Here is a 23,730-nt window from a genome sequence, read left to right on the forward strand (position 1 = left end):
TGATGGCAAAGAGGCCACACCCGTTCCCATCCCGAACACGGCAGTTAAGCTCTTTTGCGCCGATGGTAGTTGGGGGTTTCCCCCTGTGAGAGTAGGACGTCGCTGGGCAACCAGTCAAAAAAGCCGTTACCGGTTCCCGGTAGCGGCTTCTTTGCGTTTAGCAGGAAAAATCTATAAACACGGCACGTTTAGAAGCCCCTGCTTAACAGCAGAAAATTCATTTATCGCTCGATAAAATGGCTTGTATAAAAATAAAGGTGTGAAAAAATGCTAGAAGTTTTTTGATCACACTTGTTTTCTGATGATTGAAATTTATTTATTAAGGGAAAAGCAAAGAAGAGGTGAGGACAATGAAGGCAGGTTTGTATAAAGTAGAGACCATTGATAAAAGAACGGCTTTGTTGACTTCGATAGACCAGCAAAACGAGCAATATACATTTCCGGTGGCAGATTTTACCCACAATGCAAGTGAAGGGGATGTAGTAGAAGTCTGGCGAGAAGGTACGAATTGGAAAACGAAATACAGAGAAGAAGAAACAAAATCCATATCCAGCCATGCAAAAGATTTTATGAAACGCATGTTGGAAGAGGAATAAAATAGTCGATTGCCTCGAGATATCCCATCTCGAGTTTTTTTGATTCACCTTTATCGAAACATACTATTTGAAATCTCTAAAATACATGTTGTATAATTAAGTCAAATATAGTCAAAGTCAACTTTTGACGTATTATGTATCGAAGAGGTGAAGGCGATGCGGAATATTTCAGATGTGATTGAAGGGTATTTAAAGCAAGTCATCGAATTAAGCGAGAGAGACCATATTGAAATTAAACGCAGTGAAGTTGCCGAAAAATTTCAGTGTGTGCCTTCTCAAATAAATTATGTCATTAATACAAGGTTCACCGCTGACCGAGGGTACTTGGTAGAAAGCAAACGAGGCGGCGGAGGATATATCCGGATCAGACGGATACGGCTTCACAAAAAGTCAGATGTATTAACAGAAATCATCGACCGCTTAGAGCATGGAGCCACACAAGGCATGGCAGAAGACATTGTGTTCCGCCTGCTGGATGAAGAAATTGTTTCTAAGCGCGAGGCAAAGTTGATGTTAAGTGCAGTTGACCGTTCAACGTTGCTTTTGCCTTTGCCTCTTCGAGACGAAGTAAGGGCACGAATTCTTGTGGCCATGCTTTTCTCAGTAAAATTTCAGTCGAACACATAAGAGGTGATAAGATGATTTGTGATCAATGTGGAGAACGTCCTGCTTCTGTAATAGTCAAACAAACTCAACAAGGACAAACGATAGAGCGGCATTTATGCCACGTCTGTGCAGCTGGAAATCAAAGCATTAACATTGCTTTTGAACAGGACCCGTTGGCTATTCATCAATTATTGTCTAATTGGTTTCCGACTCAAAAGCAAACATCGGTTAGTCCGATTCGCAAAGAAGTGGCGGTTTGCCCATCTTGCGGATTTACCTTCTCAAAATTTTTGAAGCTTGGAAAATTCGGTTGTGCGTCTTGTTATGAAGCTTTTGAGCCGCAGCTCGATGAGATTTTCAAAAGACTCCATAACGGAAATACAGAACATACCGGAAAAATCCCGGCTTCTTATGGCAATACATTAAAAATTAAAAAAGAAATAGAAGAATTGCGCAAGCAAATGAAGTCATCCATAGATGAAGAGGACTTCGAACAAGCTGCTAGTTTGCGAGACGAAATCAAAGTATTAAACTTGCAGCTTGAAGGAGGTGTTTCTGGTGGCGATTGATCGTTTTCTCCAGCCAAGGGCAAGCAGCTGGATGGCGAATGATGGTGGAAATGTCGATATTGCGATGAGTACCCGGATTCGCTTAGCCCGAAATTTAAGCGATTATCAATTTCCTTACGCTTTTTCAGAAGATGAGGCATTAAAAGTAGATAAAGCCATTTCAGCGGTTTTACTAGATAAGGGCCAAGAGTTGGGTAGCGACTTTACTCATATCGACATACAAGAGACGCCGCAACTGGAACGCCAAGTATTAGTTGAAAAGCACTTGATCAGCCCTTATTTGGCTCAAGTCCAGCATTCCGGTTCTGTTTTGATTTCAACTAATGAAGAATTGAGCATTATGATAAATGAAGAAGACCATTTGCGGATTCAAAGTTTGCAATCGGGCTTTCATTTGCAAGAAGCTTATCAAATGGCTAATCAGCTGGATAAGCTGTTAGAGAAGCATTTGTCTTATGCATTTCATGAGAAATTTGGCTATTTAACCAGCTGCCCGACAAATACAGGAACGGGCATGCGGGCGTCGGTGATGCTGCATTTGCCGGCATTGACGATGTCGCATCAAATCAACCGCATTATTCCCGCTATATCACGGCTCGGCATGGTTGTGAGAGGGAGTTATGGAGAAGGCAGCGAAGCGTTGGGAAATGTTTACCAGATTTCCAATCAATTGACGCTTGGAAAGTCGGAATACGAGATTCTCCAGGAATTGGAAAATATGACGGAACAAATTATTCAGCAGGAACGCAGAGCCCGCGAAGCCATCTTGGAAAATTCACCCGTTATGCTCGAAGACCGCATTTACCGGTCGCTTGGTACACTTACTCATTCCCGGCTTTTAACAACAGAAGAAGCAGCGACGTGTTTGTCGGACGTTCGTTTGGGTATTGATTTAAAAATGATCAAAGGTATGGACATGTCCATATTGAATGAATTGATGATTTTTATGCAGCCGGCTTTTCTGCAGCAGTATTCCAACAAGCCCCTGCAGCCAAAAGAACGAGACTATGCTCGAGCACAATTATTTCGTGAACGTTTAAATAAGAAGGAAAGCTCAAATGATGAAGGAGAGGATTTCGTATGATGTTTAATCGATTTACACAACGCGCACAAAAAGTTCTTCAGTTAGCTCAAGAAGAGGCTATTCGCATGAAACACGAGTCTATCGGCACTGAGCATATTTTGCTCGGCCTGATCCGTGAAGGCGGCGGGATTGCCGCAAAAGCTCTTGAAGCCATTGAAGTGAATACTCAGTTGATCGAAGAAGGCGTAAAAGAACTTGTCGGCGTCGGCGAGAAAAACGTTGGGCCGATTGTCCACTATACGCCAAGAGCGAAAAAAGTCATTGAATTGTCTGTAGACGAATCACGTAAGTTGGGCCATTCGTATATTGGCACCGAGCATTTATTGCTTGCACTGATCCGCGAAGGTGAAGGCGTAGCAGCACGTGTGCTGGGCAATGCCGGCGTTAGCTTGAATAAAGCCCGCCAGCAAGTGCTGCAGCTTCTAGGAAGCAACGAACAAGCTTCTACAGGCAGCAATCCAAATGCTTCAGCCAATACACCAACACTAGACGGCTTGGCGCGCGACTTGACTCAAGTTGCCCGTGAAGGCAGCTTAGACCCAGTTATTGGCCGCAGCGACGAAATCACTCGTGTGATTGAAGTATTGAGCCGCAGAACGAAAAACAACCCGGTCTTGATCGGTGAGCCTGGTGTCGGTAAAACAGCGATCGCTGAAGGATTGGCCCAGCAAATCATTAACAATGAAGTACCCGAAACATTGCGCGACAAACGCGTTATGGTGCTTGATATGGGTACGGTTGTTGCGGGTACGAAATACCGCGGTGAATTTGAAGATCGCTTGAAAAAAGTGATGGATGAAATTCGCCAAGCAGGCAACATCATTCTCTTTATCGATGAGCTTCATACATTGATCGGAGCTGGCGGGGCTGAAGGGGCGATTGATGCATCAAACATCTTGAAACCTTCATTAGCCCGCGGTGAATTGCAATGTATCGGTGCTACTACATTAGATGAGTACCGCAAATACATTGAAAAAGATGCAGCTCTTGAACGCCGTTTCCAACCGATCCAAGTAGATGAGCCGACTGTTGAAGAGTCGATTTTGATTATTAAAGGCTTACGCGATCGCTACGAAGCGCATCACCGGGTAAAAATTACCGATGAAGCGATTGACGCGGCAGCGAAAATGTCTGACCGTTACATTTCTGACCGGTTCTTGCCGGATAAAGCGATTGACTTGATTGACGAAGCGGGTTCAAAAGTAAGACTTCGGTCGTACACAACTCCGCCTGATTTGAAAGAGTTGGAAGCGAAACTTGAAGCAGCTCGCCACGAGAAAAACGAAGCGGTGCAAAGCCAAGAGTTTGAAAAAGCGGCTTCTCTTCGCGACGTTGAGCAAAAATTAAAAGATCAATTGGATAAAACGAAAAAAGAATGGAAAGAAAAGCAAGGCAAAGAAGAATCTGAAGTGACAGTGGAAGACATTGCGAAAGTTGTGTCAATGTGGACAGGAATTCCTGTTTCGAAACTGGCTCAGACAGAAACGGATAAATTGCTGAACTTAGAACAAATTTTGCATGGCCGTGTTATCGGACAAAACGAAGCGGTAACGTCGATATCCAAAGCGATACGCCGTGCGCGCGCTGGATTGAAAGATCCAAAACGCCCAATTGGTTCATTCATTTTCCTTGGACCAACTGGTGTCGGGAAAACGGAATTGGCCCGTGCCCTTGCTGAATCAATGTTCGGCGATGAAGATGCAATGATCCGCATCGATATGTCTGAGTACATGGAAAGACATTCGACTTCACGCCTAGTTGGTTCCCCTCCAGGGTATGTAGGTTACGAAGAAGGCGGGCAGTTAACAGAGAAAGTCCGCAGAAAACCATATTCTGTTGTACTTCTTGACGAAATTGAAAAAGCACATCCGGATGTTTTCAACATTCTTTTGCAAGTACTTGAAGACGGCCGCTTGACGGATTCCAAAGGACGCCGCGTCGATTTCCGCAATACGGTCATCATCATGACTTCAAACGTCGGGGCAGAAGAATTGAAATACAATAAATACGTTGGCTTCAATTTGGAAGATGCGAAGACCGACTACAAAGACATGAAAGACAAAATGCTTGGCGAGTTGAAAAAAGCGTTCCGTCCGGAATTCTTAAACCGGATTGACGATATGATCGTCTTCCATTCACTTGAAAGAGAAAACTTGCGCGAAATTGTGACGTTGATGACGAAACAATTGACTGATCGCTTGAAAGAGCAGGACATTGATTTGGAATTGACAGAAGCGGCGCTTGAAAAAGTGGCAAATGAAGGCTATGATCCGGAATACGGAGCACGCCCTCTACGCCGAGCTCTTCAAAAACACGTGGAAGACCGCTTGTCTGAAGAATTGTTGAAAGGTACAGCACTCGCTGGCCAGCACATTGTGTTTGATGTAGAAGATGGAGAATTTATTGTCCGCACTGGCCAAGCTGCTGTAGAATTGCAGAAAAAGTAAGTGAGGGCGTTCCGCTCGCCGGAGATTCGGCGAGCGGTTTTTTTATTGAAATGAGGAGGTACCTATGGCTAAAAAGAAAACGAAATTCATGTGCCAGTCATGCGGTTATGAATCGGCTAAGTGGATGGGGAAATGCCCGGGATGCGGCGGCTGGAATACAATGGTGGAAGAAGTGGAAGTGGCAGCTCCAAAAGGGCCGCGCGGGGCTTTCCAGCATTCGGCATCGGTTGCGCAAAAAGCGACGCCGATCAACTCCATTGAAACGCAGGACGAACCGCGTGTGGAAACAGAACTGGGCGAATTAAACCGCGTGCTTGGCGGCGGTATTGTACCGGGTTCGCTCGTCTTAATCGGAGGAGATCCGGGAATCGGGAAATCGACGCTGTTGCTGCAAGTGTCGGCGATGCTTGCCAATAGCGGCAGCAGGGTCTTGTATATTTCAGGAGAGGAATCGATCCGGCAAACCAAACTGCGTGCGGAGCGGTTGGACGCATCTTCTTCTGAACTGTACATTTATGCAGAAACGAACCTGGAATTGATTCACCATACGATTGAAGAAGTGGCGCCGGATTTTGTCATCATCGACTCGATCCAAACGGTTCATCATCCGGAAGTGACATCGGCTCCGGGGAGCGTCACGCAAGTACGCGAAAGCACAGCGGAACTTATGCGCATTGCAAAAACGAAAAATATCGCGATTTTCCTCGTAGGGCACGTAACGAAAGAAGGGCAAATTGCCGGGCCGCGGATTTTGGAGCATATGGTAGATACGGTGTTGTATTTTGAAGGCGAACGCCACCATACGTACCGGATTTTGCGCAGCGTTAAAAATCGCTTCGGTTCGACCAATGAAATTGCCATTTTTGAAATGCTGCAAAGCGGTTTGAAAGAAGTGCTGAATCCATCGGAACTTTTCTTGCAGGAGCGTTCGAGCGGTGCGGCCGGTTCAACGGTAGTGGCATCGATGGAAGGCACACGCCCGATACTTGTCGAAATCCAAGCGCTTGTGACGCCATCAAGCTTTAACTATCCAAAGCGGATGGCGACGGGAATTGACCAAAACCGGGTGTCGCTGTTAATGGCGGTACTGGAAAAACGCGTCGGCATGATGCTGCAAGCGCAAGATGCCTACATCAAAGTGGCTGGCGGCGTAAAGCTGGACGAGCCAGCGATTGATTTGGCAGTGCTTGCGAGCATTGTCTCGAGTTTCCGTGATAAAGCGCCGAATGTATACGACTGCATCATCGGCGAAGTGGGGCTGACCGGCGAAATCCGCCGTGTTTCCCGAATTGAGCAGCGCGTCCAAGAAGCGGCGAAACTTGGCTTTAAGCGAGTGATCGTGCCTGCATCTAATTTAGGCGGTTGGGATTATCCAGAAGGCATTCGAGTAGTCGGCGTCGAAAGTGTTAACGACGCCTTAAAAGAAATTTTTCCACAGTAAGGAGGCGATTGTGCCTCCTTTTTCTATTGTTCAGGCTCCAATAAGGGTCATCAAAGCGTTTCTTGTATAAACCGTGTATAATTAAAATAAAGGAGGTGGACTACATGTTAAGGAGAATTATCCAGATTTTATTTTTGCTGATTGGTGCTACTGTCGGAATTATATTTTTGCCTTATGTTTTTGAACTCATTCCTTTTCTTGACAGCCCTTGGGTCAATAATGCGATAGTGGAAGCTTTAGTAGGAGCCGTTATTTTCTTCTTCTTGTCGCTATTGTTTACGGATTCAATCATCAAGTTTATGAAGTGGATGGAAGAAAAATTGCTTCATGCCCCGACTCCCGATTTGTTGTTCGGTACGGTGGGAATGATTTTGGGACTAGTGGTGGCATTTTTGATCGGTTTTGCACTCAGCACGATCGACATTCCGCTCGTTGCAACGGCAGCTCCAATTGTGTTGTCCGTGGTGCTCGGTTATTTAGGTTTCCAAGTCGGGTTCCAGAAGCGGGAAGAAATGATTGCCATGCTGACGCCGCCGCGGTTGGGTGCTTCGAAAAAAGCCGAAGTCGAAGTGGAAGAACCGGCGCTAAAAGTCGCATACAAGCTGCTTGATACAAGCGTCATCATTGATGGCCGCATTGCCGATATTTCAGCGACCGGCTTCATGGAAGGGACATTTGTCGTTCCACAATTCGTGTTGTCGGAGCTGCAGCATATTGCAGACTCTTCCGATACGTTAAAGCGCACGCGCGGACGCCGTGGCTTGGATATTTTAAAACGCCTGCAAAGCGAACGCGAAGGGGCGATCATGATCACCGAAGAAAGTTTTGATGAAGTCAGCGAAGTGGATTTGAAGCTGATGCGCGCCGCGAAGAAAATGGGCGGCCAAGTCGTAACGAACGATTTCAATTTGAATAAAGTCTGTGAACTGCATAATGTGCCCGTATTGAACATCAACGATTTGGCGAATGCAGTAAAGCCGGTCGTGATTCCAGGAGAAGATATGCATGTCGTGGTTATCAAAGACGGCAAAGAGCAAAACCAAGGAGTCGCTTATTTGGATGACGGCACGATGATTGTCATTGAAGACGGCAAAGGGTATATTGGCCAAGCTATCGATGTTACGGTCACGAGCGTCTTGCAGACTTCGGCAGGGCGGATGATTTTCGCCAAGCCGAGAGACGGGCGCCCGGCCACAATGAATGGATAAAGGATGTCGCACATGAACTATACAGTCGTCTTGCCTGCTGCAGGAAGCGGGAAACGGATGAAAGCGAATAAAAACAAACTGTTATTGGAGCTTTTTGATAAGCCGATTTTTCTTCATACCCTTGAAGTGTTCCAGAGAGATCCGAATTGCGAGGCCATTTGGCTCGCCGTGAAATCAGAGGAACGCCCGGTGATCGAAGGCTATGTTAAGAAGCACGGCATTACGAAAGTCCAAGGCTATGCAGAAGGCGGAATCGAGCGGCAAGACAGTGTGAGAGCTTGTCTTGAAGCCATTCCGCCTTGCGACGTTGTGCTCGTACATGACGCCGCGAGGCCATTTATTGCCCGCAGCGTAATAGCGCGCCTTGTGCAAACAGCTAAAACGGACGGGGCAGCGATTGCTGGAGTGCCGGTAAAAGACACCATCAAAAAAGCGGCTCATGGCGTTATTTCCGAAACAGTCGACCGCGAACAATTGTGGATGATCCAAACCCCGCAAGCGTTTCAGTACGAATTGATTTTGAATGCAGCAAGAAAAGCAAAAGAAGACGGGTTTCTTGGCACTGACGAGGCAATGCTCGTGGAGCGTTTGAATCACCCCGTCCAAATTGTCGAGAGCACGTATGAGAATGTAAAAATGACCACACCGGACGACTTGATTTATGGCCAAGCCATTTTGGAAAGCCGGAAACAGGAGGAACAGCAATGATGCGAATTGGACAAGGATACGATGTGCATGAATTAGTGGAAGGGCGGCCGTTTATTTTAGGCGGCATTGAGATTCCGCATGACCGGGGACTGCTTGGGCATTCGGATGCGGATGTGTTGCTTCATACTATCACCGATGCGGCGCTTGGCGCGATTGGCGGAGGGGACATCGGCAAGCATTTTCCGGATACCGATCCGGAATTCAAAGATGCAGACTCGAAAAAACTGCTGACGCATATTTGGCAAATTGTCAAAGAAGCGGGCTATGAACTTGGCAATGTGGATTGCACCGTGATTGCGCAAAAGCCGAAACTTGCTTCTTACATTGAACAAATGCGCGAATCGATCGCAGGACTTTTAGAAGCGGATGTGTCGCAAGTAAACGTTAAAGCGACCACTTCGGAAAAACTAGGGTTTACGGGACGCGAAGAAGGCATTGCTGCGCTTGCTGTAATTTTATTGGTGAAATCGTCCGCTTCCGCTTGACGGGCGAGAGTGATAGAATAGCAAAAGGATAACGGTATTTACTAGGAGGAAATGATATGACACAAGAAGTACGCGTACGCTATGCGCCGAGCCCGACTGGACATTTACATATCGGCGGAGCCCGAACAGCGCTATTTAATTATTTATTCGCCCGCCACAACAACGGGAAATTTATCGTCCGGATCGAAGACACAGACATTGAACGCAATATTGAAGCCGGCGAATTGTCGCAGCTCAACAACTTGAAGTGGCTTGGCATCGAGTATGATGAATCTGTTGATATCGGCGGCGATTACGGCCCGTACCGCCAAATGGAGCGTTTAGACATTTACAGCGGCTATGCGCAGGAAATGCTGGAGCAAGGCTCGGCTTATAAATGTTTCTGCACGCCGGAGAAATTAGAAGCGGAACGCGATGCGCAAAAAGCATCGGGTATCGCCGCTCCTCAATACAGCGGAACGTGCCGCAATTTGACGGCTGAAGAAGTTGCGGAAAAAGAAGCGGCTGGCATGCCGTATACAATCCGCATGAAAGTGCCGGCTGACGTAACGTACAAGTTTGAAGACTTGGTGCGCGGTCCGGTTTCATTTGAATCAAAAGATGTCGGCGACTGGGTATTGGTGAAAACAAACGGCATTCCGACGTACAACTTTGCTGTTGTCATCGATGACCACCTGATGGAAATTTCCCACGTATTCCGCGGGGAAGAGCATTTGTCGAACACCCCGAAACAGCAAATGGTCTTTGATGCATTTGGCTGGAGCTATCCTACTTATGGCCACATGACGCTGATTATTAACGAAGACCGCAAAAAATTATCAAAACGAGATGAATCGATTCTTCAATTCATCTCCCAATACAAAGACCTGGGCTATATTCCGGAAGCGCTATTCAATTTCTTTGCGCTGTTAGGCTGGTCGCCGGAAGGGGAAGAGGAGATCTTCTCGAAAGAAGAATTGATCCGTATTTTTGACGTCAATCGCCTGTCGAAATCGCCGTCGATGTTCGATAAGCAAAAATTGACGTGGATGAACAATCAATACATCAAGCAAATGCCACTGGACGAAGTGGTAGAACTGGCGCTTCCTCATTTGCAACAAGCAGGGAAATTGCCGGAAACTTTGACCGAAGAACAAGCTGTATGGGCGGAAAAATTGATCGCTTTGTACCACGACCAAATGAGCTTCGGTGCGGAAATCACCGAGCTGTCTGATTTGTTCTTTGCCGATGACCTTGCTTACGGCGAAGCGGAGCAAGAAGTGCTTGCAGGCGAACAAGTGCCGGAAGTGATGGCTTCGTTTAAAGAGCAGCTTGAAGCGCTTGAAGCTTTTGAGCCGGCTGCCATTAAAGCTGCCATCAAAGCTGTCCAAAAAGCGACGGGACATAAAGGCAAGAACTTGTTCATGCCGATACGTGTCGTGACAACGGGCCAAACACACGGACCGGAACTGCCGGATTCAATTGCCTTGTTAGGGAAAGAAAAGACGATTGCACGTGTAGCGGGATTCGCGAAGGCGTAAGATTGACTTATAAAATGAAACGTGTAGAATAAAATTTACCATTACGAAATCGTTGACGAGAAGAAGTACATCCAGCAAGCTCCAAAGAGAGGATCTTCACCGGCTGAAAAGGATCCGGGCCGCTGCTGAATGGAAATGCCTCTCTGAGTGCTGAGTCGAATCAAGTAGACCAGACGTATTGCCTGCGTTAAAGGCGTTCGAGAGAAAAGGGAGCACTACGCCTTTTAATCAGAGTGGAACCGCGCAACTATGCGTCTCTGTCATTAACGTGACAGGGGCGCTTTTTATTTTGCAGCAGAAAGGAGTTGGAAAGTGTGTGGAAATTTCTAAAGGATGACGTCGACGTCATTTTTGAACAAGACCCGGCAGCGCGCAGCTATATCGAAGTCGTATTGACATATTCCGGATTGCATGCCATTTGGGCGCACCGCCTGGCGCATTTCTTTTTTAAGAAAAACCTGTTCTTTATAGCACGGGTCATTTCGCAAATCAGCCGCTTTTTTACCGGCATCGAGATTCATCCGGGAGCAGTGATCGGCCGCCGGTTTTTTATTGACCACGGCATGGGAGTAGTCATCGGAGAGACGTGTGAAATCGGCAACAACGTCACGTTGTACCAAGGCGTCACGCTTGGCGGCACCGGCAAAGAAAAAGGCAAACGCCATCCGACGCTTGAAGACAATGTTTTGGTTGCGACCGGAGCGAAAGTATTAGGGTCGATTACGGTCGGCGCCAATTCCAAAGTTGGTGCGGGATCGGTGGTTTTGAAAAACGTGCCGGCCAACTCGACAGTGGTTGGAATTCCAGGAAAAGTGGTCATTCAAAACGGGGTCCGAGTGAAGCCGGATTTGAACCACCAAGACATGCCGGATCCGATGATGGATAAAGTGGAAGCAATGGAATTAAAGCTAGCTGACTTGCAACGGGAAATTGATAGATTGAAAAAAGTGAAACAGGAAGAAGGGAATCGGCCATGAGCATTCAAGTGTTTAATTCGCTATCACGCCAAAAAGAACCATTTGTACCATTAGAAGAAGGAAAAATCAAAATGTATGTGTGCGGTCCGACCGTTTACAACTACATTCATATCGGCAATGCCCGTCCGGTCATCGTCTATGATACAGTGCGCCGCTATTTTGAATACCGCGGCTATGACGTAACGTTTGTGTCGAATTTTACGGATGTGGACGATAAATTGATCAAAGCGGCAAATGAACTCGGTGAAGAAGTGCCACAAATTGCCGAGCGGTTTATCCAAGCGTATTTTGAAGATACGAAAGCGCTTGGCTGCGAAGAAGCGGATGTCCATCCGCGGGTAATGGACCATATGCCGCAAATCATCGACTTTATCGAGGCATTGGTCGAAAAAGGCTTTGCCTATGAATCGCAAGGAGACGTCTACTACCGGACGCGCAAGTTTGAAGGCTACGGCAAATTGTCACACCAATCGGTCGATGAATTGAAAATTGGCGCACGCATTGAAACCGGCGACAAAAAAGAAGACGAGCTGGACTTTGCCTTGTGGAAAGCGGCAAAACCGGGCGAGATTTTCTGGGAAAGCCCATGGGGCAAAGGGCGTCCGGGCTGGCATATCGAATGCTCGGTCATGGCGCGCGAGCATTTGGGCGACACAATTGATATCCACGCCGGCGGGCAGGATTTGACGTTCCCTCATCACGAAAACGAAATTGCGCAATCCGAAGCGATGACAGGCAAAACTTTTGCGCGCTATTGGATGCATAATGGGTATATAAATATTGATAACGAAAAAATGTCGAAGTCGTTAAACAACTTTGTGTTGGTCAACGACATTTTAAAAGAGCTCGATCCTCAAGTGCTGCGGTTCTTCATGCTGTCGGTTCATTACCGTCATCCGATTAACTATTCGCGGAGCTTGGTGGAAGACGCAGCGGCAGGCTTGGAGCGTTTGCGGACAGCCTATACGAATTTGAAGCACCGCTTGGAAACATCTGCCGATCTTGGCGACCATTCGGATATTTGGCTTGCGAAAATCGATGGCATCAAAAATGAATTTATTGAAACGATGGACGACGATTTCAATACAGCAAACGGCATTTCAAAAGTGTTTGACCTTTCACGCTTGTCGAATACGTATTTGCTCGAAAAGCAAACGTCGGCTGAAGTGCTGCAAGCATTTATTCAAACGTTTGATGAACTGGTGAGCATTTTGGGCGTGCCGTTCAAACAAGACGAAGAACTGCTGGATGCCGAAGTGGAAGCTTTGCTTGAAGAACGCATCGAAGCGCGCAAAAACCGGGACTTTGCGAGAGCGGACGAAATCCGTGATTTATTCAAAGAGAAAAACATCATTTTGGAAGACACCGCACAAGGCACGCGTTGGAAGAGGGGGTAAGCAAGGTGAACGTTTTACGAAACCGGGACGTTGACCAGCTGAATGCGCTGGCCCTCGCCTATATGGGAGATGCGGTATACGAACGGGCAGTCCGTGAGCACTTGCTGCGCTCGGGCCATGTCAAACCGAATTTATTGCACCGCCAATCCACCACGTTCGTTTCTGCGAAAGCGCAAGCGATGGTGCTGAAGCGGCTGACGGAAGAAGGATTTTTAACCGAAGAAGAACTGGCCATCATGAGAAGAGGCCGCAACGCGAAATCAGGATCGGTGCCGAAAAACACCGATGTCCAAACGTACAATTTCAGTACGGCGTTCGAAGCGGTGCTCGGCTGGCTGTATTTAAAAGAACAGCAAGAGCGGCTGGACCAAATCGTGTCCTATGCCATTAATATTGTCGAAGAACTGAAAGGAGTGATCAAATGACTGAGGAACTGACACCGGAAATCATTGGCGGCAAAAACCCAGTGCTTGAAGCGCTGAGGGCCGAACGGGATATCAATAAAATCTGGATTGCAGAAGGCGTCCAGAAAAAAGGCATTGCGGAACTTTTGCAATTGGCGAAAGACCGAGGCGTGCTCGTGCAATTTGTGCCGAAGAAAAAAATCGATGGTTTGACCGACTCGAACCACCAAGGAATTGCGGCAGCGGTCGCTGCTTATAATTACGCCGAATTGAATGATTTGTTTGAACGGGCGGCATCTCGTTCGGAAGATCCGTTCTTTTTGATTTTGGATGAACTGGAAGACCCGCATAACCTTGGATCGATCATGAGAACCGCGGATGCCATCGGCGCCCACGGGTTGATTATTCCGAAGCGCCGGGCAGTCGGTTTGACGGCAGTAGTCGCAAAGTCTTCAACAGGAGCGATTGAACACATTCCGGTTGTCCGGGTGACAAATTTATCCCAAACTTTGGACGAATTAAAAAAACGCGGTGTGTGGATTGCGGGAACCGATGCTAAAGAGTCGGTGGATTATCGGCAGATGGACGCCGCTTTGCCGCTTGCCATTATTATTGGCAGTGAAGGAAAAGGCATGAGCCGCGTGCTGCGGGATAAATGCGATTTTCTTTACCAATTGCCGATGGTCGGCCACGTTACTTCGCTTAACGCTTCAGTAGCTGCTAGTTTGTTGATGTACGAAGTTTATAGAAAACGCAATCCGCTCGGTTGATGCCATGGACATTCTGCTGGTTGATGGCTACAACATCATTGGTGATTGGCTGGAGCTAAAAGAATTGAAGAAGGATAAATTAGCGGATGCGAGAGACCGTTTGATCGAACGGATGGCGGAGTATCGGAGTTATAAGGGCTGGCGCGTCATCATTGTGTTTGATGCGCACCTGGTCCCGGGAATCGAAGCAAAAAACAAGCATCATGACGTGGAAATCATTTATACGCGTGAAAGTGAAACAGCGGATGAGCGGATTGAAAAGCTGGCAACCAGTTTAAAGACGCGCCGCGACCAAATCTATGTTGCAACTTCTGATTCAACGGAACAATCGGTTATTTTTGCAAAAGGCGCACTTCGCATTTCAGCGCGCGAACTGGAGATTGAAATGGAAGATATTCAGAAGAAAATCACCAAACGCGTGAAGGAAATTCAAGAGCAGCGAGCATCATCAAAAATCCCTTTAACCGAAGAAATTGAAGAAATTTTCGAAAAATGGCGGCGAGGGAAGAAATGAACGGTTGACGCTTAAAATTTTCATCCTGTATACTGATGTTTAAGAGGCTCGCGCAACCGGAGGGATACCCGTGGGAAATCATGAGCAAGTTCAACCCCAACGTTTTACGGAAATGACAGATGAAGAACTTGTCCAACTGGTCCACAGCGGAAACACTGAAGCCTTGGATTTTTTAATCACGAAGTTTCGGCATTTTGTTCGCATGAAAGCCCGTTCGTATTTCTTGATTGGCGCCGATAAAGAAGACATCATCCAAGAAGGCATGATCGGTTTGTACAAAGCCATCCGTGATTTTAAAAGCGATAAGCTCTCTTCTTTTCGGGCATTTGCCGAATTGTGCATCATCCGGCAAATCATCACGGCCATTAAAACGGCCACCAGACAAAAGCACATTCCGTTAAATTCGTACGTCTCGCTCGACAAGCCGATTTACGACGAGGAATCGGACCGCACGTTAATGGACGTGTTGACCGGCAATGGAGTGGATGACCCGGAAGAATTGATGATCAATAATGAAGAGTTTCTGTATATGGAAGAAAAAATGGGAGAAGTCCTGAGTGATTTTGAACGCGAAGTATTAACCTTGTATTTAGATGGCCAGTCTTACCTGGAAATATCCGGAAAATTGGGCCGCCATGTCAAATCCATTGACAATGCGCTGCAGCGGGTCAAGCGGAAATTGGAGCGGCACCTGCAAACCAATGAGAGCGGAACCTCTTGAGGGGGTTATTGACAGCTTAGTTTGAAGGTGATAACCTTGAAAAAGCTGCAAACTCGAATAGGGTGAGGAAAATGGCTAAAAAAATCGTTTTAAGCTGCTCGAAATGTGCATCCCGCAATTATACGGTTCCTGCGAAAGCGGATCCTAGCACCCGTTTGGAACTCAAAAAATTCTGTGCTCGCTGCAATGAGCATACCGTGCATAAACAGACGATATGAATTTTACTTGAATGCCGGACGATATAGAGTGATTTTGAAATTCGGAGGTTTTTTAAACAATGGGTAACATTGGTGGTTTCTTCAGTAACGTTCTATCAGAAATGAGAAAAGTCAGCTGGCCAAAACGCAAAGAATTGACACGTTACACGATCGTTGTTCTATCAACATGTATTTTTATGGCACTCTTTTTCGCATTGATCGATACAGGCATTTCGGAATTGGTCCGCTGGTTCTTAGCTCTTTAATGCCGTCAACAAGAATAACGCATAAAAAATAGCCCGTCATTCTAAACGAACGGGTTTTTTCATTTGGAAAAAAGGAGGGATGGACGCTTAGTCCGCTCGATTATGGAAAAAAATTGGTATGTAGTCCACACGTATTCCGGATACGAGAACAAAGTGAAAGCAAACCTGGAAAAACGTGTTGAAACAATGGGTATGGAAGATCTTATCTTCCGCGTCATCATTCCTGAAGAACAGGAAACGGATTTTAAAGACGGCAAAAAACGCACAGTCATGCGCAAAACCTTCCCAGGATATGTCTTGGTCGAATTGATCATGACCGATGAATCTTGGTATGTAGTGCGCAACACTCCAGGCGTTACCGGCTTTATCGGTTCATCAGGCGGCGGCGCCAAACCGACTCCGCTATTGGATGAGGAAGTTGAGTTTATTTTGAAGCAAATGGGCATGGCTGGGCGCAAGCTCGACATCGATTTTGCTGTCAGCGACACGGTAGAGGTTATGGAAGGGCCGTTTGCGAACTTCCAAGGGAAAGTGGAAGAAATCGACGAAACAAAAGGCAAAGTCAAAGTGTCGATCGACATCTTTGGCCGGGAAACGAAAATGGAATTGGATTTCGAGCAAGTTCAAAAAGTATAACGACAAAATTTGCTCGGCGGGAGCTTTATTTCTGCAGAGTAAAGTTGACCTGATCGGGAACTTGATCTTCCATTTTAGAAGAAGGATAAAAACCGCTTGCTATTCTGTTTCATCAGTGGTATTATTTCATAGGTCAGACTGTCAGAGTACCATCTGTACATTTTAACTAATTCTATCAATAAGGTTGATAGACTGATATTTGAGTGGGAGGGGAAACCCTATTACCACATCACGGACTTAAGGAGGTGTGTTTCGTGGCTAAAAAAGTTATTAAAGTTGTAAAATTGCAGATTCCTGCAGCAAAAGCAAACCCAGCGCCACCAGTTGGTCCAGCATTGGGTCAAGCAGGTGTTAACATCATGGGCTTTTGTAAAGAGTTCAACGCACGTACTGCAGAACAAGCAGGACTTATTATTCCGGTTGAGATTTCGGTATTTGAAGACCGTTCATTTACATTCATTACGAAAACTCCACCCGCTGCTGTTCTTTTGAAAAAGGCAGCTGGTATTGAGTCAGGTTCAGGTGAACCAAACCGCAATAAAGTAGCGACTGTGAAACGCGATCAAGTTCGCGAAATCGCAGAAACTAAAATGCCAGATCTAAATGCTGCTTCAGTTGAAGCTGCAATGTTGATGGTTGAAGGTACTGCTCGCAGCATGGGCATTACAATCGAAGACTAATTAGTAGTTGTTTTTGGATGGGTTGCGCAGTTCATAACGAGCCGCGCAGCCTTTAATCGTGGGAGGTTAATACCGTTAGACCACAACAAGGAGGACGTTTATAATGGCTAAATCAGGCAAAAAGCTGCAAGAAGCAGCAAAACTTATCGACCGTACAAAACTTTACAACGCTACAGAAGCGATCGAACTTGCGAAAAAAGCTAGCACAGTTAACTTTGACGCAACAGTAGAAGTGGCTTTCCGTCTTGGAATCGATACACGTAAGAACGACCAGCAAATCCGTGGAGCAGTAGTGCTTCCAAACGGTACTGGTAAAACTCAAAGCGTATTGGTTTTCGCTAAAGGCGAAAAACTTAAAGAAGCTGAAGCTGCGGGCGCTGACTTTGTCGGCGATGCTGAATACATCCAAAAAATCCAACAAGGATGGTTTGACTTCGACGTGATCGTAGCAACTCCTGACATGATGGGTGAAGTTGGTAAACTTGGACGCGTTTTAGGGCCAAAAGGCTTAATGCCGAACCCGAAAACAGGCACAGTTACATTTGATGTAACTAAAGCTGTTCAAGAAATCAAAGCTGGTAAAGTAGAATACCGCGCTGACAAAACAGGTATCATCCACGCGCCAATCGGAAAAGTTTCTTTCGATGACAGCAAACTGGCTGAAAACTTAGCGGCAATTTTCGATGTAGTTCAAAAAGCGAAGCCATCGGCAGCTAAAGGAACTTACATGAAATCATTGAACGTTACAACTACAATGGGTCCGGCTGTAAAAGTGGACACTAACACTGTAATCGCTAAATAATTTCACTATTGACATCCATTTTCTTCTTTGCTACAATAGCGGAGTTGTGAAATACCCATTTGTACCGCAGACAGCAGGGGCGCTAGCCGCTTAAATCTTATCCCTGCCGAGGACATGATAAATTCAGGTAACATCTTTTGATGCTGACTTTATGCCTCTGTGTCTGCTAGCAGACACAGAGGCTTTTCTTATTCTTAAGGCGGTATAAGTGAACAAATCTACAGGAGGTGCCAAAATGAGCAAAGCAGTTGAAACGAAAAAAGTTGTTGTACAAACGATCGCCGATAAATTCGGTTCTGCAGCTTCGGTTGTAGTTGTTGATTACCGCGGATTGAATGTTGCACAACTTACAGAACTTCGCAAACAGCTTCGTGAAGCAGGCGTTGAGTTTAAAGTATACAAAAACTCAATGACTCGCCGTGCGACAGAAATGCATGGACTTGAAGCGATCAACGAACACTTTGTAGGTCCAAACGCAATTGCATTTTCAAACGAAGATGTAGTAGCGCCAGCGAGAATCATCAACGATTTCGCTAAAAAGAACGAAGCGCTTGAAATTAAAGCGGGTATTATCGAAGGCACGATTGCATCAGCAGACCAAGTAAAAGCGTTGGCAGAACTTCCGTCACGCGAAGGCTTGCTTTCTATGCTACTCAGCGTACTTCAAGCTCCAGTCCGCAACTTTGCTGCTATTACAAAAGCAGTTGCAGATTCGAAAGAAGAACAAGGCGCTTAATCAGTTAATCGCCTAAGCTTTACAAAAAAATCACCTATCATAGGAGGAAATTATAATGACACAAGAACAAATCTTGGACGCAATCAAAGAAATGACAGTTCTTCAACTTAACGACCTAGTAAAAGCAATCGAAGAAGAGTTCGGCGTAACTGCTGCTGCTCCAGTTGCTGCAGCTGCTGCTGGCGGTGCTGTTGCTGAAGAGCAAACAGAATTCGAAGTAATCTTGACATCTGCTGGAGATCAAAAAATCAAAGTAATCAAAGTGGTACGCGAAATCACTGGTCTTGGCTTGAAAGAAGCAAAAGGTCTAGTTGACGAAGCTCCTAAATCACTTAAAGATGGCGTTACTAAAGAAGAAGCAGAAGAAATCAAAGGCAAACTTGAAGAAGTTGGCGCTGGAGTAGAAGTTAAGTAATTCCAGAATTGATAAAAGGCAGAAAAGCTCGTCAGTAATTTACCGACGGGCTTTTTGTTCTTTTTAAATTCATTTAGGAAAACCATCATGGTCAAAATGGATTAATGTAAGGGGGCCTTCATATGTCGCAACATTACTATTCCAAAAATCCTCAAACAACAAGCAATCCTCGAGAGTGGTCTTATACGTTGCGAGGCGAGAAGTTCCATTTCCAAACAGACACAGGCGTTTTCAGCAAAAGTGAAGTGGATTTTGGATCGCGTCTTTTGATTGAAGCTTATGAAGATGCAGAAATAGATGGGCCTGTATTGGATGTTGGATGTGGTTATGGACCGATCGGAATGGCGATCGCAAAAGCATTTCCTCAAAAAGAAGTCCATATGGTGGATGTAAATACACGCGCAATTGAATTGGCAAAAAAAAATGCAGAAAAAAACGGCATTCAAAACGTCCTGGTTTATGAAAGCGATGGACTGGCGTCTGTAGGAACCATGAATTTTTCGGCCATCGTTACCAATCCTCCGATTCGAGCAGGGAAAGACACCGTTTTTCGTTTTTACGAAGAGGCTTATGAAAAATTGGCTGCAGGTGGATCGATGTGGGTAGTGATTCAGAAAAAGCAAGGGGCTCCTTCAACTCAGGAGAAATTGGAAAAACTTTTCGGGGAAGTGCGGGTAGCTGACAAGAAAAAGGGTTACTTTATTTTTCAGGCCAGAAAAGTTTGACTTGACAAAACGGCTATGATATTATAATAAAATGCAAAATTTATTATTTTGAGGTCGTTTGCCCTTTTTCGGGCATGGCATAGCGGCAGTATGAATCACGTGTTAACCGAAAATGAGCTAACTTTAGTCTCGTTTTCTTTTTGTCTTTTCGATATCATACACTATTTAGTGGAAATCGCAAAGACCTATAATCGTTTTATTGAGGGGTGAATAAGTTGGCAGGTCAACTAGTTCAGTACGGTCAGCATCGTCAACGCAGAAGTTTTTCGAGAATCAGTGAAGTACTGGATCTTCCGAACTTGATTGAAATTCAATCATCGTCTTATGAGTGGTTCCTTGAAGAAGGGCTGCGTGAAATGTTCCGGGATATCTCGCCGATTGAGGATTTCACAGGAAATCTCTCGCTCGAGTTTGTTGATTACAGTCTCGCAGAACCAAAATATCCAGTCGATGAGTCGAAGGAACGAGATGTAACTTACGCGGCTCCGCTTCGCGTGAAAGTGCGTCTTCATAACAAAGAAACGGACGAAGTAAAGGAACAAGACGTCTTTATGGGAGATTTCCCGCTAATGACGGAAACCGGAACTTTTGTGATCAATGGTGCGGAACGCGTTATCGTTTCTCAATTGGTCCGTTCGCCAAGTGTTTATTTCCATGACAAAACAGACAAGAACGGTAAAAAAGGGTTTGGCGCTACAGTCATTCCGAACCGTGGAGCATGGCTTGAATATGAAACAGACGCTAAAGACGTCGTGTATGTCAGAATTGATCGCACGCGTAAATTGCCTGTAACTGTTCTTTTGCGGGCTCTTGGTTTTGGATCCGATCAAGAAATCATCGATTTGCTTGGTGATAACGAATTCCTTCAAAACACACTTGAAAAAGACAACACAGAAAGCACTGAAAAAGCGCTTCTGGAAATTTACGAGCGCTTGCGCCCGGGCGAGCCGCCAACAGTTGAAAGCGCAAAAAGCTTGTTGTACTCGCGTTTCTTCGACCCAAAACGCTATGATTTAGCAAATGTCGGCCGCTATAAAATGAACAAAAAACTTCATATTAAAAACCGTCTATTCAATCAAACCATCGCTGAAACTTTGGTTGACCCTGAAACAGGCGAGATTTTGGTGGAAGCTGGCACGTTGATCGATCGCCGCGTCTTGGACCGTTTGATCCCGAATTTGGAAAGTGGAGTTGGTTTCCACACAGTGAATCCGGTAAACGGCGTTCTAGAAGATGAAGTTACACTGCAATCGGTTAAAATCTTTGCTCCAAATGATGAAAACCAAAAAGAAATCACTGTCATCAGCAACGCTTATGTGGAAGACAAGATCAAACATGTAACGCCAGCTGACATCATTGCATCTATTAGTTACTTCTTTAACCTGCTTTACGGTGTTGGAAACACGGATGATATCGATCATCTTGGTAACCGCCGCCTTCGTTCAGTAGGGGAGCTTTTGCAAAACCAATTCCGCATCGGACTATCCCGTATGGAACGCGTAGTGCGTGAGCGTATGTCGATCAACGACACACAAGCAATCGTGCCGCAGCAATTGATCAATATCCGTCCGGTTATTGCATCGATTAAAGAGTTTTTCGGCAGTTCGCAGCTTTCTCAGTTTATGGACCAAACAAATCCATTGGCTGAATTGACGCATAAACGCCGTCTATCGGCGCTTGGACCCGGTGGTTTGACGCGTGAGCGCGCAGGATTTGAAGTGCGTGACGTTCACTATTCCCACTATGGCCGCATGTGTCCGATTGAAACGCCTGAGGGCCCGAACATCGGTTTGATCAACACACTTTCCACTTTTGCGAAAGTGAATAAATTCGGTTTTATTGAAACACCGTATCGTCGCGTGGATCCTGAAACCGGCATTGTAACAGAGCACATCGATTATTTAACTGCTGATGAAGAAGACAACTATGTAGTCGCTCAAGCCAACTCGAAATTGAATCCAGATGGTTCATTTGTTGAAGAGGAAGTTGTTGCACGTTTCCGCGGGGAAAACACCGTTTATAAACGCGGCAGCATTGACTATATGGACGTTTCTCCTAAGCAAGTTGTATCAGTAGCGACAGCGTGTATTCCGTTCCTTGAAAACGATGACTCCAACCGGGCATTGATGGGTGCGAACATGCAGCGTCAAGCTGTTCCGTTGTTAAATCCTGAAGCGCCTTTCGTAGGTACAGGAATGGAGCATCTTGCAGCGCGCGATTCAGGTGCAGCGGTAATCGCTAAATTTGAAGGAATCGTGGAATCAGTAGAAGCTAAAGAAATCAAGGTTCGCCGCATTGAAGAAATCGACGGCCAAGAAGTCAAAGGCGATGTGACCACATATAGATTGCAAAAATTTGTCCGTTCTAACCAAGGAACCAGCTATAACCAACGCCCAATTGTAAAAGTTGGCGACCGTGTGTCAAAACGCGATATTTTAGCAGATGGACCTTCAATGGAACGCGGCGAAATGGCGCTAGGCCGTAACGTATTGGTTGCGTTCATGACTTGGGACGGCTTCAACTATGAAGATGCGATCATCATGAGTGAACGTTTGGTTAAAGACGATGTTTATACATCTGTCCATATCGAAGAATATGAATCAGACTCGCGCGATACAAAACTTGGGCCAGAAGAAATTACACGCGACATCCCGAATGTCGGTGAAGATGCGCTTCGCAACTTGGACGACCGCGGAATTATCCGGGTCGGAGCAGAAGTGAAAGATGGTGACATCCTAGTTGGTAAAGTTACTCCTAAAGGGGTTACGGAACTGACAGCGGAAGAACGTCTATTGCATGCTATTTTCGGTGAAAAAGCACGTGAAGTCCGCGATACTTCACTACGAGTGCCTCACGGCGCCGGCGGTATCGTGCTTGATGTGAAAATTTTCAACCGTGAAGACGGCGATGAGCTGCCGCCTGGTGTAAACCAATTGGTGCGCGCTTATATCGTTCAAAAACGTAAAATCCAAGTCGGCGATAAAATGGCCGGCCGCCACGGTAACAAAGGTGTTATTTCGCGCATTCTACCAGAAGAAGATATGCCGTTTATGCCGGATGGAACTCCGGTTGATATCATGCTTAACCCGCTTGGTGTACCATCACGGATGAATATCGGGCAAGTTTTGGAATTACACTTAGGCATGGCTGCCCGTTCACTTGGCATTCATATGGCTTCGTCTGTATTTGATGGCGCCAATGAAGAAGATGTTTGGGAAACAATGGAAGAAGCGGGGATGTCTCGCGACGGGAAAACCGTTCTTTATGACGGACGTTCTGGTGAAGCATTTGATAACCGCGTGTCGGTAGGAATCATGTACATGATCAAACTTGCGCACATGGTTGACGATAAGCTGCATGCTCGTTCAACGGGTCCTTATTCATTGGTTACTCAACAGCCTCTTGGCGGTAAAGCTCAATTTGGTGGACAGCGCTTTGGTGAAATGGAAGTATGGGCACTTGAAGCATATGGTGCCGCTCATACACTTCAAGAAATCTTAACGGTTAAATCGGATGATGTCGTCGGACGCGTGAAGACGTATGAAGCGATTGTCAAAGGCGAAAGTGTACCGGAACCTAGTGTGCCGGAATCATTTAAAGTATTGATCAAAGAACTTCAAAGTTTAGGTATGGATGTTAAGATGTTGACGATTGATGATGAAGAAATTGAATTGCGTGATTTGGATGAAGAAGAAGATCTTCAACCAGCCGATTCGTTGAACATTTTGCCAATCGCGGACAAAGAAGCTCCTGTTGGAACAATCGATTAATTTTTAGAGGAACCGAACGGTTGACAACAGCCGTTCGGATCCATTCATTGGGTCAT

At 45.9% G+C, this 23,730-nt stretch carries 25 protein-coding genes, 1 rRNA gene and 2 other annotated features; all 26 genes read left to right on the plus strand.

Annotated elements, in window-relative coordinates; translation table 11 throughout:
* Positions 1-108 (plus strand): 5S ribosomal RNA (rrf, locus tag ACRRQV_RS16995); the annotation flags it as partial.
* 242 nt (positions 109-350) lie between these two features.
* Positions 351-596: a hypothetical protein gene (locus ACRRQV_RS17000; protein ID WP_432533123.1), complete on the plus strand. Its 246-nt coding sequence runs from the start codon at positions 351-353 to the stop codon at positions 594-596.
* A gap of 156 nt (positions 597-752) precedes the next feature.
* The gene (locus ACRRQV_RS17005) at positions 753-1,223 is read left to right on the plus strand and encodes a CtsR family transcriptional regulator (RefSeq protein ID WP_432533126.1); all 471 of its coding nucleotides are present in this window, start codon (positions 753-755) and stop codon (positions 1,221-1,223) included.
* 11 nt (positions 1,224-1,234) lie between these two features.
* Positions 1,235-1,771, plus strand: a complete 537-nt coding sequence (locus ACRRQV_RS17010) for a UvrB/UvrC motif-containing protein (protein WP_432533129.1) — start codon at positions 1,235-1,237, stop codon at positions 1,769-1,771.
* Positions 1,761-2,855: a protein arginine kinase gene (locus tag ACRRQV_RS17015; RefSeq protein WP_432533132.1), complete on the plus strand. Its 1,095-nt coding sequence runs from the start codon at positions 1,761-1,763 to the stop codon at positions 2,853-2,855. Before ACRRQV_RS17010 ends, ACRRQV_RS17015 begins: the two co-directional genes overlap by 11 nt.
* Positions 2,852-5,302 carry an ATP-dependent protease ATP-binding subunit ClpC gene (clpC, locus tag ACRRQV_RS17020; protein WP_432533135.1) on the plus strand — a complete coding sequence of 817 codons (2,451 nt, stop codon included), beginning with the start codon at positions 2,852-2,854 and terminating at the stop codon, positions 5,300-5,302. Before ACRRQV_RS17015 ends, clpC begins: the two co-directional genes overlap by 4 nt.
* 64 nt (positions 5,303-5,366) lie before the next feature.
* A complete protein-coding gene (gene radA / locus ACRRQV_RS17025; RefSeq protein ID WP_432533138.1) occupies positions 5,367-6,743 on the plus strand; it encodes a DNA repair protein RadA in 1,377 nt (458 codons plus the stop codon).
* Between the two features lie 104 nt (positions 6,744-6,847).
* Positions 6,848-7,951: a PIN/TRAM domain-containing protein gene (locus tag ACRRQV_RS17030; protein ID WP_432533141.1), complete on the plus strand. Its 1,104-nt coding sequence runs from the start codon at positions 6,848-6,850 to the stop codon at positions 7,949-7,951.
* A gap of 12 nt (positions 7,952-7,963) precedes the next feature.
* Positions 7,964-8,659, plus strand: a complete 696-nt coding sequence (ispD, locus tag ACRRQV_RS17035) for a 2-C-methyl-D-erythritol 4-phosphate cytidylyltransferase (protein ID WP_432533144.1) — start codon at positions 7,964-7,966, stop codon at positions 8,657-8,659.
* Complete coding sequence (ispF, locus tag ACRRQV_RS17040; protein ID WP_432533147.1) at positions 8,656-9,144, plus strand: 2-C-methyl-D-erythritol 2,4-cyclodiphosphate synthase; 489 nt, start codon at positions 8,656-8,658, stop codon at positions 9,142-9,144. The genes ispD and ispF overlap by 4 nt, the downstream gene beginning before the upstream one ends.
* 56 nt (positions 9,145-9,200) lie before the next feature.
* Positions 9,201-10,664, plus strand: coding sequence for a glutamate--tRNA ligase (gltX, locus tag ACRRQV_RS17045; protein ID WP_432533150.1), 1,464 nt, complete (start codon positions 9,201-9,203; stop codon positions 10,662-10,664).
* A gap of 43 nt (positions 10,665-10,707) precedes the next feature.
* Positions 10,708-10,926 (plus strand) — a binding site (T-box leader).
* A gap of 52 nt (positions 10,927-10,978) precedes the next feature.
* The gene (cysE, locus tag ACRRQV_RS17050; protein WP_432533153.1) at positions 10,979-11,641 is read left to right on the plus strand and encodes a serine O-acetyltransferase; all 663 of its coding nucleotides are present in this window, start codon (positions 10,979-10,981) and stop codon (positions 11,639-11,641) included.
* Positions 11,638-13,038: a cysteine--tRNA ligase gene (gene cysS, locus ACRRQV_RS17055; RefSeq protein WP_432533156.1), complete on the plus strand. Its 1,401-nt coding sequence runs from the start codon at positions 11,638-11,640 to the stop codon at positions 13,036-13,038. Before cysE ends, cysS begins: the two co-directional genes overlap by 4 nt.
* 5 nt (positions 13,039-13,043) lie before the next feature.
* Positions 13,044-13,463: a Mini-ribonuclease 3 gene (locus ACRRQV_RS17060; protein WP_432533159.1), complete on the plus strand. Its 420-nt coding sequence runs from the start codon at positions 13,044-13,046 to the stop codon at positions 13,461-13,463.
* Entirely contained in the window at positions 13,460-14,212 is a 753-nt protein-coding gene (rlmB, locus tag ACRRQV_RS17065; RefSeq protein ID WP_432533162.1) for a 23S rRNA (guanosine(2251)-2'-O)-methyltransferase RlmB, read from the plus strand. The genes ACRRQV_RS17060 and rlmB overlap by 4 nt, the downstream gene beginning before the upstream one ends.
* A 4-nt stretch (positions 14,213-14,216) precedes the next feature.
* Positions 14,217-14,726, plus strand: coding sequence for an NYN domain-containing protein (locus ACRRQV_RS17070; protein WP_432533165.1), 510 nt, complete (start codon positions 14,217-14,219; stop codon positions 14,724-14,726).
* A gap of 70 nt (positions 14,727-14,796) precedes the next feature.
* Positions 14,797-15,447, plus strand: a complete 651-nt coding sequence (gene sigH, locus ACRRQV_RS17075; protein ID WP_432533168.1) for an RNA polymerase sporulation sigma factor SigH — start codon at positions 14,797-14,799, stop codon at positions 15,445-15,447.
* A 71-nt stretch (positions 15,448-15,518) separates the two neighbouring features.
* The gene (gene rpmG / locus ACRRQV_RS17080; protein ID WP_432533171.1) at positions 15,519-15,665 is read left to right on the plus strand and encodes a 50S ribosomal protein L33; all 147 of its coding nucleotides are present in this window, start codon (positions 15,519-15,521) and stop codon (positions 15,663-15,665) included.
* 59 nt (positions 15,666-15,724) lie between these two features.
* Complete coding sequence (gene secE, locus ACRRQV_RS17085) at positions 15,725-15,910, plus strand: preprotein translocase subunit SecE (protein ID WP_432533174.1); 186 nt, start codon at positions 15,725-15,727, stop codon at positions 15,908-15,910.
* Positions 15,911-16,012: 102 nt separating this feature from the next.
* Positions 16,013-16,546 carry a transcription termination/antitermination protein NusG gene (gene nusG / locus ACRRQV_RS17090; RefSeq protein ID WP_300986718.1) on the plus strand — a complete coding sequence of 178 codons (534 nt, stop codon included), beginning with the start codon at positions 16,013-16,015 and terminating at the stop codon, positions 16,544-16,546.
* 254 nt (positions 16,547-16,800) lie between these two features.
* On the plus strand, positions 16,801-17,226 hold the full coding sequence (gene rplK, locus ACRRQV_RS17095) for a 50S ribosomal protein L11 (protein ID WP_052654209.1): 426 nt from the start codon (positions 16,801-16,803) through the stop codon (positions 17,224-17,226).
* A 103-nt stretch (positions 17,227-17,329) separates the two neighbouring features.
* On the plus strand, positions 17,330-18,028 hold the full coding sequence (gene rplA / locus ACRRQV_RS17100) for a 50S ribosomal protein L1 (protein ID WP_432533179.1): 699 nt from the start codon (positions 17,330-17,332) through the stop codon (positions 18,026-18,028).
* 46 nt (positions 18,029-18,074) lie between these two features.
* Positions 18,075-18,226: a sequence feature (ribosomal protein L10 leader region), on the plus strand.
* Positions 18,227-18,263: 37 nt separating this feature from the next.
* Positions 18,264-18,764: a 50S ribosomal protein L10 gene (gene rplJ, locus ACRRQV_RS17105; protein WP_432533182.1), complete on the plus strand. Its 501-nt coding sequence runs from the start codon at positions 18,264-18,266 to the stop codon at positions 18,762-18,764.
* Positions 18,765-18,819: 55 nt separating this feature from the next.
* Entirely contained in the window at positions 18,820-19,179 is a 360-nt protein-coding gene (rplL, locus tag ACRRQV_RS17110; protein ID WP_432533185.1) for a 50S ribosomal protein L7/L12, read from the plus strand.
* A 122-nt stretch (positions 19,180-19,301) separates the two neighbouring features.
* Entirely contained in the window at positions 19,302-19,904 is a 603-nt protein-coding gene (locus ACRRQV_RS17115; RefSeq protein WP_432533188.1) for a class I SAM-dependent methyltransferase, read from the plus strand.
* A 215-nt stretch (positions 19,905-20,119) separates the two neighbouring features.
* Positions 20,120-23,674 carry a DNA-directed RNA polymerase subunit beta gene (gene rpoB, locus ACRRQV_RS17120; RefSeq protein WP_432533191.1) on the plus strand — a complete coding sequence of 1,185 codons (3,555 nt, stop codon included), beginning with the start codon at positions 20,120-20,122 and terminating at the stop codon, positions 23,672-23,674.
* Positions 23,675-23,730: the final 56 nt, after the last annotated feature.

The sequence above is a fragment of the Planococcus sp. YIM B11945 genome, from assembly GCF_050864155.1.
Classification (GTDB): Bacteria; Bacillota; Bacilli; order Bacillales_A; family Planococcaceae; genus Planococcus.